The organism is Nitratireductor indicus C115 (assembly GCF_000300515.1).
Classification (GTDB): Bacteria; Pseudomonadota; Alphaproteobacteria; order Rhizobiales; family Rhizobiaceae; genus Nitratireductor; species Nitratireductor indicus.
In genome coordinates this window covers 37,859-55,329 of record NZ_AMSI01000002.1, presented here as the reverse complement: position 1 = coordinate 55,329, position 17,471 = coordinate 37,859, and the positions used below count along the sequence as shown (strand labels likewise).

18 protein-coding genes are annotated in these 17,471 nt (G+C 57.5%); 12 read left to right on the top strand and 6 right to left on the bottom strand.

Features of this window, described 5'->3' with window-relative positions; translation table 11 throughout:
• Window positions 1-54 precede the first annotated feature (54 nt).
• The 5 genes from NA8A_RS02880 to NA8A_RS02860 all read left to right on the top strand — a co-directional run bounded on the left by NA8A_RS02880 (window position 55) and on the right by NA8A_RS02860 (window position 5,558).
• On the top strand, window positions 55-1,626 hold the full coding sequence (locus NA8A_RS02880; protein ID WP_009755851.1) for an ABC transporter ATP-binding protein: 1,572 nt from the start codon (window positions 55-57) through the stop codon (window positions 1,624-1,626).
• Window positions 1,626-2,732, top strand: a complete 1,107-nt coding sequence (locus NA8A_RS02875; RefSeq protein ID WP_177203408.1) for an ABC transporter permease — start codon at window positions 1,626-1,628, stop codon at window positions 2,730-2,732. The genes NA8A_RS02880 and NA8A_RS02875 overlap by 1 nt, the downstream gene beginning before the upstream one ends.
• Window positions 2,725-3,639, top strand: a complete 915-nt coding sequence (locus NA8A_RS02870) for an ABC transporter permease (RefSeq protein WP_009755849.1) — start codon at window positions 2,725-2,727, stop codon at window positions 3,637-3,639. The genes NA8A_RS02875 and NA8A_RS02870 overlap by 8 nt, the downstream gene beginning before the upstream one ends.
• 43 nt (window positions 3,640-3,682) lie before the next feature.
• Window positions 3,683-4,759 carry a BMP family ABC transporter substrate-binding protein gene (locus NA8A_RS02865; protein WP_009755848.1) on the top strand — a complete coding sequence of 359 codons (1,077 nt, stop codon included), beginning with the start codon at window positions 3,683-3,685 and terminating at the stop codon, window positions 4,757-4,759.
• A 163-nt stretch (window positions 4,760-4,922) separates the two neighbouring features.
• A complete protein-coding gene (locus tag NA8A_RS02860; RefSeq protein ID WP_040671742.1) occupies window positions 4,923-5,558 on the top strand; it encodes a glutathione S-transferase family protein in 636 nt (211 codons plus the stop codon).
• A 91-nt stretch (window positions 5,559-5,649) separates the two neighbouring features.
• Here the strand turns inward: NA8A_RS02860 and speE are convergent, their stop codons facing one another.
• Together speE and speD are read right to left on the bottom strand one after the other, a co-directional pair.
• On the bottom strand, window positions 5,650-6,513 hold the full coding sequence (speE, locus tag NA8A_RS02855) for a polyamine aminopropyltransferase (RefSeq protein WP_009755846.1): 864 nt from the start codon (window positions 6,511-6,513) through the stop codon (window positions 5,650-5,652).
• Window positions 6,510-6,989, bottom strand: coding sequence for an adenosylmethionine decarboxylase (gene speD / locus NA8A_RS02850; RefSeq protein ID WP_009755845.1), 480 nt, complete (start codon window positions 6,987-6,989; stop codon window positions 6,510-6,512). Before speD ends, speE begins: the two co-directional genes overlap by 4 nt.
• Before the next feature lie 218 nt (window positions 6,990-7,207).
• On the opposite strand from speD, the gene NA8A_RS25000 reads away from it, so the two are divergent.
• The 6 genes from NA8A_RS25000 (at window position 7,208) to NA8A_RS02820 (ending at window position 12,588) form a co-directional block, all read left to right on the top strand.
• The gene (locus tag NA8A_RS25000; protein WP_143088125.1) at window positions 7,208-8,347 is read left to right on the top strand and encodes a hypothetical protein; all 1,140 of its coding nucleotides are present in this window, start codon (window positions 7,208-7,210) and stop codon (window positions 8,345-8,347) included.
• Window positions 8,344-8,778 (top strand): toxin-activating lysine-acyltransferase, encoded by a 435-nt coding sequence (locus tag NA8A_RS02835; RefSeq protein WP_009755842.1) that lies wholly within the window; start codon window positions 8,344-8,346, stop codon window positions 8,776-8,778. The genes NA8A_RS25000 and NA8A_RS02835 overlap by 4 nt, the downstream gene beginning before the upstream one ends.
• A gap of 193 nt (window positions 8,779-8,971) precedes the next feature.
• Complete coding sequence (locus NA8A_RS24995) at window positions 8,972-9,202, top strand: hypothetical protein (RefSeq protein WP_074896937.1); 231 nt, start codon at window positions 8,972-8,974, stop codon at window positions 9,200-9,202.
• A 52-nt stretch (window positions 9,203-9,254) separates the two neighbouring features.
• On the top strand, window positions 9,255-9,482 hold the full coding sequence (locus NA8A_RS02830; protein ID WP_009755841.1) for a hypothetical protein: 228 nt from the start codon (window positions 9,255-9,257) through the stop codon (window positions 9,480-9,482).
• 108 nt (window positions 9,483-9,590) lie between these two features.
• Complete coding sequence (locus tag NA8A_RS02825; RefSeq protein ID WP_009755840.1) at window positions 9,591-11,273, top strand: peptidase domain-containing ABC transporter; 1,683 nt, start codon at window positions 9,591-9,593, stop codon at window positions 11,271-11,273.
• On the top strand, window positions 11,260-12,588 hold the full coding sequence (locus NA8A_RS02820; RefSeq protein ID WP_009755839.1) for an HlyD family type I secretion periplasmic adaptor subunit: 1,329 nt from the start codon (window positions 11,260-11,262) through the stop codon (window positions 12,586-12,588). Before NA8A_RS02825 ends, NA8A_RS02820 begins: the two co-directional genes overlap by 14 nt.
• 15 nt (window positions 12,589-12,603) lie before the next feature.
• On the opposite strand, the gene NA8A_RS02815 is transcribed toward NA8A_RS02820, so the two are convergent.
• Complete coding sequence (locus tag NA8A_RS02815) at window positions 12,604-14,397, bottom strand: PHA/PHB synthase family protein (protein WP_009755838.1); 1,794 nt, start codon at window positions 14,395-14,397, stop codon at window positions 12,604-12,606.
• Window positions 14,398-14,551: 154 nt separating this feature from the next.
• Window positions 14,552-15,151 (bottom strand): TetR/AcrR family transcriptional regulator, encoded by a 600-nt coding sequence (locus tag NA8A_RS02810; RefSeq protein ID WP_040671668.1) that lies wholly within the window; start codon window positions 15,149-15,151, stop codon window positions 14,552-14,554.
• Window positions 15,152-15,219: 68 nt separating this feature from the next.
• Here NA8A_RS02810 and NA8A_RS02805 point away from each other — a divergent pair, with 68 nt between their 5' ends.
• A complete protein-coding gene (locus tag NA8A_RS02805) occupies window positions 15,220-15,648 on the top strand; it encodes a VOC family protein (protein ID WP_009449485.1) in 429 nt (142 codons plus the stop codon).
• Window positions 15,649-15,671: 23 nt separating this feature from the next.
• Here NA8A_RS02805 and NA8A_RS02800 read toward each other — a convergent pair whose 3' ends face one another.
• Both NA8A_RS02800 and NA8A_RS02795 read right to left on the bottom strand, forming a co-directional pair.
• Complete coding sequence (locus tag NA8A_RS02800) at window positions 15,672-16,466, bottom strand: hypothetical protein (RefSeq protein WP_009449483.1); 795 nt, start codon at window positions 16,464-16,466, stop codon at window positions 15,672-15,674.
• Entirely contained in the window at window positions 16,463-17,377 is a 915-nt protein-coding gene (locus NA8A_RS02795) for an ABC transporter ATP-binding protein (RefSeq protein WP_009449482.1), read from the bottom strand. The genes NA8A_RS02800 and NA8A_RS02795 overlap by 4 nt, the downstream gene beginning before the upstream one ends.
• Window positions 17,378-17,471 lie beyond the last annotated feature (94 nt).

Here is a 17,471-nt window from a genome sequence, read left to right as displayed (position 1 = left end):
TCCGCCTAAGATCGGATCGGGAACAAAAGCAAATTGACCAGAACGGGAGCCGGAGTGGAGGCTGAACGAAACGCGGGCGGCGAACGCCTTCTCGACGTGCAGGGTCTGACCAAGATATTCGGCGCACTCAAGGCTTGCGACGGTATCGACCTGTCTATCGGTAAGGGCGAGATTCACGCCCTTCTGGGAGAAAACGGCGCGGGCAAGTCCACATTCGTGAAAATGCTGTTTGGTGCGCTTGAGCCGGCCGAAGGCCGAATTTTCTGGAAGGGGGAACCTGTCGATATCGCCAACCCCGGGGCTGCGAGGCACCTCGGAATCGGCATGGTTTTCCAGCATTTTTCTCTGTTCGAGGCCCTGACTGCCGCCGAAAACATAATGCTCTCGCTTGATGAGAAAATTCCCATCATGAAAGTGGCGGAGCGGGCGCGGGAACTTTCCAAGACCTATGGCCTTCCACTCGATCCCTTCGCCCATGTGGGCGATCTGTCGGTGGGTGAGCGCCAGCGCATCGAAATCATCCGTTGCCTGTTGCAGAAGCCGGACCTGATCATTCTCGACGAGCCCACCTCCGTGCTGACCCCGCAGGAGGCGGACCGCCTGTTCGAAACCCTCGAGACGCTGCGCGACGAGGGTAAATCCATTCTCTACATCTCGCATCGCCTCGAGGAAGTGAAACGGCTTTGCGACCGGGCGACCGTTCTTCGTCATGGCAAGGTTGTGGCTCATTGCGATCCGCGTCAGGAAACAGCGGCTTCGCTTGCGCGCATGATGGTGGGTGACGAGGTGGCGGCGGTTCGTCGCCTGGAAGCACCCGGCGGGATCGGTGAAGCGCTTCTGGAAGCGCGCAGCCTCAGCAGGCCGGCGGCCAATCCCTTTGCCGTGCCGCTGCGTGAGGTCGATCTGACGGTTCGCGCGGGAGAAGTTCTGGGCATCGCCGGCGTTGCGGGCAATGGGCAGGGCGAGCTTTTCGAGGCACTTTCTGGCGAGATTCAGCAAGCCGATGCGGCAAGCGTGCGCATACGGGGGCGCGACGCAGGGCGTATGGGAATTTCCGGCCGGAGACTGCTTGGCGCGGCCTTCGTTCCCGAAGAGCGTCTCGGACACGGCGCTGTGCCGCAGATGCGGCTATCGGAGAACCTTTTCCTGTCGCGCTTCAAGACCGATGCCCGTTCATTGCTGGGGCCACTCTGGACCGTGCGTGCGGGCGCGCTGACGAAGGCTGCCAAACGCATCGTGGAGATGATGGATGTGCGCAAAAGCGGCGAGGACCCCGAAGCTGCAGCACTTTCCGGCGGCAATCTGCAGAAATTCATCATTGGACGTGAGCTGGACCGGCAACCCTCGGTGATGATCGTCAATCAGCCGACATGGGGCGTGGATGCGGGCGCTGCCGCGCGCATTCGCCAGGCCCTCATCGATCTCGCGCGAAGCGGATCGGCGGTTCTTGTCATAAGCCAGGATCTGGATGAGCTGTTCGAGATGTCCGACGCGATAGCCGTCATGCATGACGGCCGCCTTTCGGCGCCGGTGCCCATCAGTGAGGCGACTTTCGAGAAGATCGGTCTCCTCATGGGCGGTGCCATGCCCGAACGCCATGCAAGCGAAGCACTGGAGAAGGCATGATGCGGCTCCAACTCGTCAAGCGCCCGCAACATTCTGCATTCTTCAGTGCCGTATCGCCGCTGATCGCGCTTGCCCTGACGATGATCGCCGGTGCGATCATGTTTTCCGTGCTCGGCAAGAACCCGCTCGATGCGCTCTACTACTATTTCATAGACCCTTTGCGCGAGACCTGGTCCCTGCACGAACTGGCCATCAAGGCTGCGCCACTCATACTCATAGCGGTGGGGCTTTCGGTCTGTTTTCTTTCCAACAACTGGAATATTGGCGCCGAAGGCCAGTTCATCGCGGGCGCCATTGCCGGCGGCATCCTTCCGGTGGTCTTTCCCGATTTCCAGAATGTACTCGTTTTGCCCCTCATGCTTATCATGGGCATGATCGGCGGGGCCGCCTACGCATCCGTACCCGCTTTCCTGAAAGCACGCTTCAACACCAATGAAATCCTGACCAGCCTGATGCTCGTCTATGTGGCTCAGCTCTTTCTCGACTGGCTCGTGCGCGGGCCCTGGCGCGATCCGGGGGGCATGAATTTTCCCGAGACACGGGATTTCCACGCCTTTGCCATCCTGCCCGAGTTGATGCCGTCCGCTGGCCGTGCGAACTGGGGCATCGTGTTCGCGCTCCTTGCTGCGGTTATCCTGTGGTTCGTGCTTCGCAAGACGTTGAAGGGATTTGAAATCCGGGTTCTTGGCCAAAGCCCGAGGGCAGGGCGCTTTGCCGGGTTCAGCGCCTCACACATGGTGATGGTGTCGTTCCTGATTTCGGGGGCGCTTGCGGGGCTTGCAGGCATTTCCGAGGTTTCGGGCGCCATCGGGCAGCTTCAGCCCGCCATCTCGCCGGGCTATGGTTTCACCGCCATCATCGTTGCCTTTCTGGGGCGTCTCAATCCGCTCGGCATCGTCGCGGCAGGCTTCGTTCTCGCGCTGTCCTATCTGGGGGGGGAGGCTGCACAGATATCCATCGGCCTGTCGGACAAGGCTGCACGCGCCTTTCAGGGCATGCTGCTCTTCTTCGTTCTGGGATGCGATACGCTCATTCACTATCGTATCCGGCTTGTTGGCCTGTCAGTGGCGAAGACAGGCGAGACGGGAGCCGAAACCAATGCTTGAATCCGTCCTCATAACGATTGCCACCGCCGCGACGCCGCTCCTGATCGCCGCTATAGGCGAACTGGTCGTCGAACGCTCCGGCGTGCTCAATCTTGGCGTCGAAGGCATGATGGTCATGGGGGCCGTCACCGGGTTCGGCGTCGCGGTGACGACCGGCTCGCCATGGCTGGGTGTGCTGGCGGCAATTCTTGTGGGAGCGGCTTTTTCGCTCCTCTTCGGTTTCCTCACCTTGTCGCTCGTGACCAACCAGGTGGCGACCGGCCTTGCGCTGACGCTTCTGGGGCTTGGCGTATCCGGCATGATCGGCGAAGCCTTCATCGGCATGCCGGGCGTAAAGCTTGGCACGATCTCCATTCCGGTTCTGTCCGAAATTCCCTATGTGGGACGGTTTCTGTTTGCGCAGGATCCCTTGTTCTACATCTCCATCGTTCTGGTGGCAGGGGTGTCGTATTTTCTGTTCTTCACAAGAGCCGGCCTCACCTTGCGTTCGGTCGGGGACAATCACGATTCGGCCCATGCATTGGGCATTCGCGTGATCGCGATACGGTATGCGGCTGTCGCCTTCGGTGGTGCCTGCGCGGGGCTGGCCGGGGCCTATCTGTCGCTCGTCTACACACCACAATGGATCGAGAACATGACGGCGGGCAGGGGCTGGATCGCACTTGCGCTCGTGGTTTTTGCCTCTTGGCGCCCATGGCGCGTTTTGGCGGGCGCCTATCTCTTCGGAGCCGTGTCCATCGGCCAGCTTCATGCACAGGTAATCGGGGTGTCCATTCCCTCGCAGTTCCTGACAGCGCTTCCCTATCTGGCAACGGTCGTGGTTCTTGTTCTAATCTCCCGCAACAGGAGGCTGACGATGGTCAATACGCCAGCCTGCCTCGGGCGACCATTCGTTCCGGCACGATGACGGTTGCCGGGGGCTCAGCAACAAACCAAAAGGAACGTCAAACATGAGAAAACTGCTTCTAGCCCTGGCCGCGAGCACGGCGGCTCTCGCTTTTGCGGCATCGCCTTCGCTTGCGCAGGACAAGACGAAAGCCTGCTGGATCTACGTCGGTCCGATTGGCGATTTCGGCTATTCCTACCAGCACCACCAGGGGCTTCTGGATGTGGAGAAGCATTTCGGCGACAAGGTGGAGACGGCCTATCTGGAGAGCGTGCCTGAAGGCGCCGATACAGAGCGCGCGCTTGAGCGCTTTGCGCGTTCGGGCTGCGATATCATCTTTGCGACCTCCTTCGGCTTCATGGATCCGGTACAGAAGGTCGCCGCCAAGTTTCCGGACATAAAGTTCGAGCATGCGACGGGCTTCAAGCGCGATCATCCAAATGTCTCGACGTATAATTCGCGCTTTCATGAAGGCCGCTACGTGCAGGGTGTGATTGCCGCGAAGATGTCCAAGACGGGCGTGGCCGGTTATATCGCCTCCTTCCCGATCCCCGAGGTCGTGATGGGCATCAATGCCTTCATGCTAGGCGCGCAGTCGGTCAATCCCGACTTCAAGGTGAAGATCGTGTGGGCCAATACCTGGTTTGATGCGGGCAAGGAAGCTGACGCAGCCAAGGCGCTTCTCGACCAGGGCGTCGACATCATCACGCAGCACACCGATTCCACCGCGCCGCTGCAGGTAGCCGCCGAGCGGGGCATCAAGGGCTTCGGACAAGCGTCCGACATGATCAAGTTCGCGCCTGAGACGCAGCTGACCTCGATCGTCGACGATTGGGGGCCGTATTATATCGAGCGTGTGCAGGAGGTCATGGACGGTACCTGGAAGCAGAGCGATGTCTGGGGCGGCATGAAGGCGGGGCATGTGAAGATGGCTCCCTACATGAACATGCCCGATGATGTGAAGGCGCTTGCTGAGGCGACCGAAAAGAAGATCAAGGATGAAGGCTTCAACCCCTTCACCGGTCCCGTTTACAAGCAGGATGGAACGCTCTGGCTCGAGGAGGGCAAGGTCGCACCGGATGGCGAAGTTCTCGGCATGAATTTCTACGTTAAGGGCGTGGATGGCGAACTGCCGAAGTAACTCTTTGCAGAACGCGTGATTTCGAAAGGCGGTCTGCGGGCCGCCTTTTTTTTGCCTCGTGAATCAGTGCTCGATCAGCTTGCATCCGCATTTCGCGGATCATGTGGGGGGCCAGTATTTCGCGCCGACTGTTGGGGTTGGCGCGCGTTATGCGAGGCTCCGCTTGATACGCTTCTACCATGCGCCCTGGTCGCGCTCGTCTGGCATTCTCTGGCTGCTCGAGGAAATCGGCGAGCCTTATCGGATCGTGCTCGTGGATGTGCGCGCCAAGCAGGGCGTGCCGGAGGCCTATCGCAAGATCCAACCAAGCAAGAAAGTGCCCGCCATCGAGGATGGAAACATCGTCGTGACCGAAAGAGCGGCGATCATTCTTTACCTGGCCGATCGGTTTGCTCATGCGGGGCTGGTTCCACCGGCGGACAAACCGGCCGAACGGGCTGCCTATTACAGGATGATCGTCTATTGCGACGCCGTGCTCGACCCCGCCGTAACGGCGCACGGTCTTGGGTTATCCTATGATAGGAGGAACTACCCTTTCGGCTCCTATGAGGAGGCTCTTGCTTTCATCGAGGCGCATCTGGTCCGCAATCCCTATGCGGCTGGCGCACGCTTTTCGGCAGCCGATATCCAGCTTGCGAGCTCGATCAACTACATGATGAACTTCCTGAACACGCTGCCGCGCAAAAGGATTTTTCTGGACTATATTGCGCGCGTGGAGAGACGCCGTGCCTATTGCCGTATGCAGGAAAAGGACCTCGCCATGGCGGCGAAACTTCCCTATTTCGTCGGCGCTGCGTGAACTTATCCTCGAAAAAAGGGCGGCTGGTGAACTTCCCACCGCCCTTATGTTGTTTTCCCCGCAGGGTTCGCAAGGGTTGGCCGCAGTGCACTCACGCGCGAACGGCTTCTGCCCTCAGCATCTCGATGAAACGGGGCAGGGCGAACGCAGCCTTGTGAACCGCTGGCGTATAATAGCGGGTCTCAATGTCTTTCGACCGTTCGGCCAGGATTGCCTCATCGATGTCGAGGGAAGCCCGATCATCCGAAGACCATCCCAACGTCATGTGACCGCCGAAATATGTGGGAACAGCGACAAGGTAACAGCTGGAGACCGGGAAAATATCGGAAAGCGATGCCATGGCTGTCTGGAATTCCCCGGGTTGCAGAAAAGGAACGCCGTTCTGCGTCACCAGAATTCCGCCCGGACGCAGGATGCGCCGCATGTTCGTGTAGAACTCAGGCGTAAAAAGCACGGCACCAGGCCCGCTCGGATCAGTCGAATCGACCAGAATGACATCGAAGCGCTCGCTAGTTTCGGCAGCAAATGCCGCTCCGTCGGCGATTTCCACACGAAAGCGGTCATCGGAGAAAACAGGAGCGTTGAATTCCGAAAAATGCTCGCGCGAGAATTCGACAACGGAAGCATCGATCTCGATCTGCGTCAGCGACTTGACCCGCTCATGCTTCAAGACTTCTTCGGCCAGACCGCAATCGCCACCGCCGATGATCAACACGCGAGACGGATCGGCATGCGCCGTAAGCGGCACATGGGCCATCATCTCGTGATACATGAATTCGTCGGCGCTGGTGACCTGCACCGCCCCGTCAAGCATGAGCAGCTTGCCGAACAAGCGGTTGCTGATGAGTGACAACCGGTGGTGACCGGTTGTCTCCTCGTAAAGCACTTCGTCTGCCTCGAAGGTGACGCGCACGCCCTTGTGGAGCGTCTCGGAAACGGCCTTCTTGTCCGTCATGCGCTTCGTCCCCGCAGGAGTTCCTGCACCTCCATGCGCCCGGGCACGAACGCCTGGCGCAGCACATCGATGCATAGCTCGGGCTTTGCATCTCCGCACATGAAGATGTCGAGTGCGGCATAGCCGCGCTCGGGCCAGGAGTGGATCGAAATGTGGCTCTCCGCAAGCACCGCCACACCGCTCACGCCGCCATTGGGCTCGAACGGGTGCAAATGAATATGGAGCAAGGTGGCGCCGGCCTCCTCGACACATTTCACCAGAGTTTTCTGGATATAGGGCAAATCATCGAGGCGCTCCGCCTCGAACAGGTCAACGATGAGATGGGAACCGGCGCATAAGACACCGTCCTTCTCGATAAAGTGATCTTTGTCTTCGCAGACCGCCAGAACGGGCTGCGGAGCGACTGTTTCTTCCTTTTGGGCGGTGTTCAGTACAACTGAATCCATCCCCAATTGGAAAAGGGCGTCGTGCGACATGGCGTCCTCTCCAACCAGCAGATGTGGCCTGACCATTCAGGCGCGGCCCGTATATAGGATAGCAGTCATAGGGTGCAACCCCAATTCGCAAATTGCGGGCGATATTTTTTTCTCTTTCATCAAAGTATTAATTGAGAAACATTCGAAATTAACGCTTCTGTATTTGTCATTCTCCTTGAATTTTTAATTTTCTTTCGCTATTCATTGAGCATCGAGATTTGATATTTGATTATATTTTAATTTGTATTTGTTTTGCGAGATATTTTATGGTGTCGAATATAGATTCTTGGTGCCAAGAGAATTTATTTGCCAGATGCTCCCTTCTGTCTCTGCTGTTAAGGCTGAAGGCCTGCGGGTGGTGCGGTGATTGCGCACCTGCGGCACCTCTTTATCGCGTCGAACTGGATGCAGAGCAGGCGTGGAAACTGGCCTCATTGGCTTTAGCTGACTTAATCCCGGGGCTCACACATATCATACAGCGGGTAGAGCGCTCGACGCCACGTTGCCTTCTCGATCTGCCGGGTAAACAGTCTCAACCATTCACCTATCACAGAGGAGCGGGAAGACTTGCTTTCGTCAGCTGTCGCTATCAAGGCAGAGCAGGTGACCTTCTCGCGGTGGCGCACGAATTTGCGCATGCGGTTCAGTTGGCGGCGGCTCGAAGTTCTCCACCTGCTGTAGCCAGGGAAGTATGCGCTTTTCTCGGCGAGTATGCACTGCTCACCTGGCTCAACCGGAACGATTCCTCTCTTTATGCTGTTGTAGAGTGCGCATGGCATCAGGAAAATGCTGCCTATCTTGGCGGCGATGCACAGGGTTTGCTGGATGCTCTTAATGATGATGCCAGATGCGTGAATTATCGCTGGAATTATCCCCCCGCCCGATTGCTCGCACACGCGTTTAGAGATCGCAGCGCTGCTTTCCTTGAAGACTTGTTTCGCTGGCGGGGCAGGGGAGAGTTTTCGTTTTCTGCGATCATCGCAGATCTATCCCCAAAGGAATTTCCCAGATTGCTGCCGGCCCTGCCGACGCAGAGTGACAAACTCTCTGCCTATCGCCAGATCGGTGCGATGGTCCTTCTGGACATCTTCGCTTGCGAACACCTGGCCAATGAAAACATCCTGATACGATACACAACTGTGTTCGACCAAATGCGCCAAGGCAGTGTCTTTATCGCTGTAACGCCGTTTGGAAATCCTCTCGGATATGCCACGTGGCTTCGCTCGGATGAAGGATGCCTGAGTATCAGCGAGACGTCGCTGCCGGATCGGCAGGAAACGCTGCGCTCCGCATTTCGCAAGCACAAGCCGGAGATTGCCGCCGCATTGATGGCTGCTCAAGGGGGGACGATGTCATGAAGGGACTCGACCTCTATCTGGCAACCGGCTTTGCCTTTGAATTACTGGCACGCTCGACTTATCACCGGCAGTTTTCCATTGGGCCTTATTTCACGACTGAAATATTGCCGGCACTTCGGTGTGGTCAAAGCCGTTTCTATGTCAACGATAACGGTGTTCCCACAGGCATGGTGACCTGGGCGCGTTTGAGCGATGCCGTTGAAGCAGATGTGCTCAAGACGGGGAGGGCACTTGGTTCCGATGAATGGGCTTCTGGCCCAAACCTTTTTTTCAATGACTTTATCGCGCCATACGGAACGAAAAACGAAATCATTCGCGATTTGCGAAACGTATTTCCCGGCGAAACAGGGAGTAGCGTGCGACGCAGTGAGGGGGCGGCCGTCCGCAAGACGAACCGTTGGTTCAACCTGCCCCGTAGCGCGCCAAACTAAGAACTCAACCCAGCCTGACGCATCGAGAACAGCAGTCAGGTGGTACCCGATGCATATGAGGTCTGATGGCCTCAGTGCATGCAGATGAGATGTACAGGAAAAATTTCATCTGCTTCGCACCGGATAATAGTATCCGGAATTTCACCAGGGAAGAAAAAATTTCAAGCTTCCGAAAACAGAAAGGAAAGTACAAATGACTAACTTTTCGAAAGTCACTACAAGTATCTTCCAGGAAAATCTGAGCTTTGGTGGAGGAGCAAGCGGTATGCAAATTGGACACGACATTGGACAGCTTCTTGGTGCGACTATCGGTGGGGCCGTGGGTGGACTTCTCGCCAATCTTCCTGGCGCAGGCGTTGGAATAGGTATTGGGAATACTATTGGAGGAACCATCGGCGGTGAGCTGGGTGCCTTATTTGACTGATAAGAAATTATTATAATTCAATTACTTGAATAGATATTTATGTGGATTTCAAATGAATATTGACACCAATTTTGAGAATTACGCTCAGGCTGACAGGATTAGTTTGGGCGGAGGTGCTGCAGCAAATGCAGGAGCGGGCATCGGTCAGTCCTTAGGAAGTGTCATCGGCGGAGCGATCGGCAATTACTTCGGAAGTGCTGCGGGTGCCGAAATTGGCGAAAGTATCGGGTCGACGATGGGCGGCTTCATCGGTAGTGCGGTCGCAGGCTACTTTGCCTGAGGTCTGAACTCCAAGTCAGCCTGTAGGTTAAAATCGAGGCGATCGGGGAGCTTCCCCCGGTCGCTGTTCGATGCCCTCTACCGACTTTTGGATCGGTTGGTTTTTCCCATGCTTTTCAATAATCTAAACGCATCACGTGAAATACCGCTGAGCTGGTTTTCTGAAACATTGCGCCGGTATATTCCGCTCTATGCGGAATTGCTTTTTCTGGCTGCTTGTCTGCGCCTGGTCGGCCTGATCCAGCCATTCATTATTCAAGTGGTTATCGATCGTATTTTGCCCTTCCAGCGCGAAGCGTCGCTGCTGGTTGTCGTGATTGTTCTCGCGGGCGCTGGGTTGTTCCAAAGCCTTTTCACGGTCACTTCGAACGTGTTGGGGATGCTCACCGCAAATCGCGTCACCAGAGAGTTGGGCGGGCGCATTTTTGAGCATCTTTTCAAGTTGCCGTTGGCGCATTTCAGGCATTGGCCGGTTGGTCAAACCATGACCAGGGTTGGCGAAACCGACACAATCCGCGCCTTCATTGTTGGTACCACAACAGGAATTGCGCTTGATGTGGTCTTTGTTGGTATTTACCTAGTTATTTTGTTGACGTTGTCATCCAAATTGACACTGATCGTTCTTGTTAGTCTACCTTTGCAGGTGCTCATCTATCTCTGCTTTGGCCCGTTCTTGCGGAAGCGATTGCGTGCCCAGTTCGATGCTGGAGCTGCACACCAGGCTCGGATCGTGGAGAGCCTGTCGGGTTCAGTCTCCGTTAAGGCACTCGGTGCCGAAAAGGTCATTCTAAAGCGCATCGAGGCAACATTGCAGCGTTCGCTTGAAGCCATTCGCAGTGCGCAAATACTCAATATTTCCAGTAGCGAACTGACCCAGACCTGCGAGCGTGTCGTTACCATCGCGATCATCTATGTTGGGGCGATGCAGGTTTTTGCCGGGGAACTGACTCTCGGGCAGCTTATTGCATTCCAGTTGATCGCAGAGAAGATCGCGGGACCTGTGGCGGGTTTCTCACGCCTGTGGCAGGATTGGCAAAATCTCAAGGTCTCGCGGCAACGTCTTGGCGATATTGTCAATGAGCCGACGGAACCCTTCGGCAAAAAGCCAAGTTTGCCACACGATATCGAAGATCGTCTCGTTTTCGAGAATGTGGGTTTCTTCTATGGGCCGGACGCACCCGTTCTGAAGTGCTTCAATTTTACTGCGGAACCAGGGTTCTGCACGGTGATCGTCGGTCCTTCAGGTGTTGGAAAATCGACTTTTGGGAAGCTGGCCTGCGGTCTTGAAACACCTTCCGGCGGACGAATCTTGCTCGGCGGTGAAGATATTCAGCGTTACGACCCGGAAAGCGTGCGCTCCCGCATCGTCTATGTACCTCAGGAGCCTTACCTATTTTCGGGAACACTGCGCGACAATCTCCTGCTCGACCGGCTTGACGCAAGCGATGATGAATTGCGCAGAGCGCTTTGCGTGGCTGCTGCCGCAGACCTTCCTGAACAGCTTTCCGGTGGTTTCGATGCTCAGGTGGGTGAGCGAGGCAGTGCGCTTTCCGGTGGGCAAAGGCAGCGCGTGGCAATTGCCAGGGCGGTTCTTCAGAAGCCGTCCGTTCTCATTCTGGACGAGCCGACGAGCGCATTGGACGAGGGCGCGCAGCGTCGGATGGTGCGTGAATTGATGGAACTGAAAGGCAAGACGACGGTGATTATCATCACACATCGACCGGACGTCTTTGAGCGGGCCGATGCTGTCTTCGATTTTGCCGCAGAGGGGGCGTTTCATGAGGCCGGATGAAGCAAAGACCATCGGATCCCCTACGCTTCATGTCACGATTTTTATCTCCATTGCGATCTTCATCATCTGTCTTACGGCGTCGATGATATTGAGGGTCGAGATAACGGCTCAAGGAGAAGGGCTGATCATCCCTGTCGAGCGTGTTCAGGTGGTTCAGCCGGAGGTTTCAGCGCCGGTCACCGCGATTTTAGTGCGCGATGGAGCAAGCGTCACGAAGGGCGATCTCCTAGTGACGCTGGACGCGACGGAGGTGAATGTTGAGCGTGAGTTGATTGTCGAAGAACGGCAGCATCTGCGCATTGAAGCTGCCCGCTTGCAAAACCTGCTCGAAAGCCTCGATAAAATAGATATCGCCACAGGAAAGATGCCGGAAATTCCCTTTAACCCTCCTGTCCTGAATGGGATCGGGAACAGAGAGAGAAATTTCTCCGCCGAGCAGGCGCAGTTGCTCACTGCAGAGAAAGCCGATGTCATGATCAATCTGCGCCGCTTGAGTGCGCGCATCGAAGAAACCGACAAGGCGGGCTTGGCGACGGAAGCCAACATCGCACGCGCGGACGCTCTTATTGACATTCGCGGCGAGAGGAAAGAAGCGGCTGAAAAGCTGGCGCGCAACGGCACGGCATCGCGGGCAAATGTGTTGACGGCGCTGGAATCTTATGAGGACGCATTCCAGCAACGCAATGTCCTTTTGAAACAACGCGAACAACAGGCGGCCGCGGTTTCGGCTCTGGTGGCAGAGCGTCGTGCGCTCGTGACCGCCCAGAACAACCGCATCCGGCAACGTCGCAGTGAGATTGATGCACGCTTGGCGGCGCTTGCTCAAAAGGAACGCGCGGCCGAACGCCAGATCAATGGATCAAGGCTTTTGGCTCCCGTCTCAGGCACCGTGGCGCAGATGTCACTTTTCACGGTTGGCGGCATTGCGCGCGCAGGGGAGGATCTGATGACAATCGTTCCGTCTGATGGCGGACTGGAAGTGGAGGCCTATTTTTCCAATCAGGACAGCGGTTTTCTGCATGTCGGGCAAGAGGCGCGCATCCGTCTGGCGGCATTTCCTGCTGAGCGGTTCGGCGCGATCCGCGCCCGTGTTCTGGAGGTGTCGGCAAATTCGGTAGAGCGTCAGCCGGGCCGATGGGACTATGTGGTGCGGTTGCAGCCGGAAACCGGCTATCTCGATATGCCGGCGGGACGCAAATCATTGCGGCCCGGCATGACCGCCGCAGTCGACGTGATAACGGGTGAGCGTACCCTGATCAGCTATTTCTTCGCTCCCATCGTCGATCAATTGTCGAAAAGTCTGGGGGAACGATAAGGCTGCAGTCCTCCCTCACTTCATCAAGACATAGGAGCCGGGCGCTGGATCAAGGGGTGGATATCCGGTTTCCTCGTTGCCCGGAGCGCGGGCAGCCGAGGGGCCTGTGGATCGCTGCTTCAGCCAGTTCGCCCATTCAGGCCACCAGGAGCCCGGTTCTGCCTCGGTTTCGTGCATCCACTTCTCGGCCTCCGGGTGCGGTTCGCCATGCCTGTATTGCAGGCTGCGGTAGCTGCGGTGCGGGTGGCCGGGTTCGGAGACGATGCCGGCATTGTGCCCGCCAGAGGTTAGGACGAAGTCCACATCGGCGTCGAAGAGATGAATGAGCTTGAACACCGAGCGCCACGGCGCAACGTGATCGGTCACGGTTCCAACTGCAAATACGGGGAGGCGGATATCTTCGAGTTGAACGTTGTGTCCGTTCACCTCGAAGCGTCCCTGCGCAAGATCATTGTTCAGGTAGAAGCGTCGCAGATACTGGGTGTGCATGCGGTAGGGCATGCGCGTTGCATCCGCGTTCCATGCCATGAGGTCGTTCATCTGTGGTCTCTCGCCGATCAGGTATTCGCGCACCATCCGTGACCAGACGAGATCCTGCGAGCGCAGCATCTGGAAGGCTCCGGCCATCTGCTTCTGGTCGAGGTAACCCTGCTGCCACATCACATCCTCAAGGAAGGCGAGCTGGCTTTCGTCGATGAAAAGGCCCAGTTCCCCCGGCTCGTCGAAATCAACCTGTGCCGCGAGCATGGTCAGGGTTTTGAGGCGATCATCCTTATCGCGCGCCATGGCGGCGGCCGCCGCCGCGAGCAAGGTGCCGCCAAGGCAATACCCTGCGGCGTGTATATGCAGTACGCCGGTGATTTTCTCGACGGCATCAAGCGCGGCCATTACCCCGCGCCGGATATAATCGTCGAAGGAAACATCGCGATGGCGTTCGTCGGGATTAACCCAGGAGATGGCAAAGACGGTGAAGCCCGCATCGACCAGATAGCGGATCAATGAGTTTTGCGGAGACAGATCGAGAATATAATATTTCATGATCCAGGCAGGCACGACCAAGAGGGGCTCGGTCATGACCGTGCCTGTTGTGGGGGCATATTGGATCAATTCGACCAGATCGTTGCGAAAGACGACCTCGCCGGATGTCGTTGCGACATCCCGGCCGGGTTGGAAATTGCATTTTTCATGGGGCGTTACATGGGCGGCGTCCTCAAGAAAATAGGCAAGGCCGCGCATCAGGTTGGCTCCTCCCTCGCGCATGGTGGCGGCGATTACTTCCGGATTCCCAAATGCGAAATTGCTTGGCGACAGCATGTCCAGGAACTGGCGCGCGTAGAAGGCGGCAAGTCGTTCGTGATGCGTGGAAACACCCGCAACGCCGGTCGTGGCGTTGTGCCACCATTGCTGTGTGAGAAGGAAGGATTGCGCCATGAGGCTGAAGGGGATTTTGCTCCAGCCCGGATCGGAAAAGCGATGATCCTGGGGCAGGGGTTCGATACAGGGCTCAGCCTTCTCTCCCTCAAGGGCGCAGTCGCTAACGAAACGCGTCAGGCGCACCTGCTTGCTCAGGAGCTTGTTCAGGATTTGATGTTGCTTGCCGGGCGAGGCGGCCAGATGGAGTGCCCAATCCTGCCAGGCCTGAAACAGGCTGATGGGTGAAATGCCCAGTGTTGCCGAGGCGATCGTGGCGTGATGCATGCGATCAGCGATCCGGAATGGATCATCGCGGTCCAAAGGTTCGTCTGGATGCGGTGGCGTGGCGGAGATGCTGCGCTGGGGTAGGCGTGGTGTCTGCTGCAGGTTCATCATCGGAAGTCTCCGTCACCTGTTTTGCTCTCCCGCTCTTGCCCAGATTTGCCGAAGAACGCGTCAGATTCGTGACGTTGCGCGGGTTACCTTGGCGGCACAGAGTTGCGGTCTGCAGGGATATATGTCCTTGACGCAGATCAAGCCTGCGGTCCTGTCAGGTTTTTCCGAGCAGAAGTGCTTTCAGAAGCGATCTGGCGGCATCGCGATAGGGAGCTTCACGGGCCCCGCCCGCGATAGCGAGGGCCGCCCTGTCGAAGGCCGCGGACAGCATCTCCGAGAGCTGTTTCAAGGGGACGCCCGCCAGCCGGCCGTCCCGATCCGCCAGACGCAGGCCGTCAAGCAATGTCTGCCCGCCGGAGGCGCTGTCTATTGCCGCCATCTCATCGATACCCAGGACGACAGGGCCCTCAAGAAGCAGCAGGCGCGCACGGCCCGGTGTGCGCATTGCCTCGAAATACGCGTCGGCGCCTTCCGTGAGTGCGTCCAGGGGTGTTTCGGCGTCCCGCGTGGCGTGTTCTATCGTGGATGCAACCTCTTTCGCTTCGGCTTCCACGATGGCGCGAAGCAAGCCCGCCTTGTCGCTGAAGTGATGATAGAGCGCTCCGCGCGTCACCTTTGCTGCTGCGACGATCTCGGGTGTGCCGGTGTCTGCATAGCCTTTTTCAATGAAAAGCGCGCGAGCGGCCTTGAGGAGGGCAGCTCGCGTCGCGGCCGTGCGGTCGCGATTTGAGCGGCGTTCCAGTTTCTCTTGCATACATGCAGCCTGTTTGTTAATAAAAAGATACATGCAGAATGTATCTTATATGAAGCGAGGTGAAAACCATGAAATGCACCCAGTTCTATCCGGTGCTGATGACGGAGGATGTCGGGCGAACCGCTTCGTTCTATTGCGAGCATTTCGGGTTCCGAGCGCTGTTTGAAAGCGACTGGTATGTCCATCTGCAATCCAGCGGGAACGAGGCGATCAACCTTGCCGTTCTAAACGGTGACCATGAAACGATACCCGCATCCGGGCGAGGGCTAACGAGCGGGTTATTGCTCAATTTCGAGGTCGAGGATGTGGATGCGGTCTACGACCGGCTTTCGCAGGCAGGGCTTCCGATCCTGCTTAGTCTTCGCGATGAAGCATTTGGACAGCGGCACTTCATCACCAGCGATCCGAACGGTGTGATGATCGACATTATCAAGCCCATTCCGCCGAGCGCTGAATTTGCGGCGCAATATTCCGGCGAGGCATTGCCGCAGGAATGACGCCGGCCGAAGACCGGCATCATTCACTCCGAGGAAAGCTGCTGGCGCCAGAAGGCGACACCGCCGATGGCGGCGGCCACAACCAGCCAGGCTGAGAGTATGGCAAGCCCGCTCCAGCCAAGGAAGGCCGGTCCGCCCGACAATATCCAGTCGCGCAACGCTTCGGAGGCGGGCGATGGCAGGGGGATGACATTTCTGGTGGGGCCGACATAGAGCGCCACCAGAGAGGCACCCAATGTCAGCATGAATGCAGGAATGACGGCAGCTATCATCGAACGCGTGAGTGTGGTGATGGCTGCGACGATGGCTGTCAAAACGGAGAGTTCGAGCAGCGATGCCATGAATGCCAGAAGAAGCGTCAGAAAGCTGTCGGGGCGGATTGCCATGTTGGGCAGGCGCTGTTCGAAAAGCAGGGTGGTCACGATGTGCAGAAGCGCATTCGATATCATCACCAGAACCAGGCTAAGGCAGAGGAAAGCAAGGCAGGCAAGATATTTCGCGGCCCATAATTGAAAGCGGCTGGCGCGCGGCACCAGAATGCGCCAGGTGCTGAAACGGTATTCGGCAAAAAAGATCGAGGCGATGCCTATCGCGTAAAGCAGATGAGCGAGGGAATTGCCCGAAATCCCAAGCGACTTTGCCGCCGACATGAGTATGTCGACATTGTCGGGCGAGACTTGCCGCATGCGTACGAAGACCATGCCATCGAGCAGAATCTTGAAGATCATTGCGAAGACAGGCACCGAAAGGAAGCCCCAGAAAAGCAATGACGGCTGCCTGACGAGCTTGAACAGCTCGGCGCGGAAGAGGGCGCTCATGATCGGTTCTCCCGCGTTTCGGACAGAAATACGGTTTCAAGATCCGGTTTCACCCATTTGGCCTCGTGAATGCGAATACCGGCCGCAACCAGGGAAGCGATGAGCTCGGGAACATCAGCTTGCTTGACGGCGATATAAAGCCCGCCATTGGCGGGTTCGGCCCGCGCACCCAGTTTTTTTGAAACGGCTTCGGCACCGTCAACATTCAGCCAGAACCGGCCGTTGCGCCCAAGCAGTTCCGCCACGTCGCCTTCAGCAGCCAATGCGCCGCGGCGCAGGATGGCGATGCGCCGACACACCCGCTCCACCTCGTCCAGCAGATGGCTTGAGAGGAGTACCGTGATGCCGTCCCGCTCCGCAAGTTCGCGGATAAGCGCGCGCATCTCCAGAATGCCGTCGGGATCAAGCCCGTTGGTTGGTTCGTCGAGCACGATGGCTTCGGGCTGTCCGACGAGAGCACAGCCGATGCCGAGCCTTTGTTTCATGCCGAGCGAGAAACCGGAGACCTTCTTGTCAGCTGCATGCAGAATGCCGGTGCGCTTGAGAACGGCATCCACAGGCAACGGAGTGTCAGCCATACGCGCCAGCATTTCCAGATGCTCACGCGCCGTCAAAAAGGGATAGAAGCCTGGAGCTTCGATCAACATGCCGAGCCTGCGCCGCGAAGCAGGGGCTGCAGGCTCGCCCAGAATCTCGATATGCCCGCGGTCAGGCCGTACGAGGCCCGCAATGATCCGCAGAAGGGTGCTCTTGCCAGCGCCGTTCGGGCCCAGGAGACCGTAGACTTGGCCGCGCGGAATATGCAGCGTGAGGTCGTCAAGCGCGAGCACGGCTCTGGCACCGAAGCCGTAGCTCTTGCGGATGCCGTTGACGGCAATGGCGTTATTCGCTGCGCGAGCGGCGACGTTCATGGCAATGCGGCTCCGGGATTCTTCATACGGGTTCTTATGCGGCTTCGAGCGGCGATTTTGTGGTCATCGGGCTGCATTTGAGGTCGTGACAGGT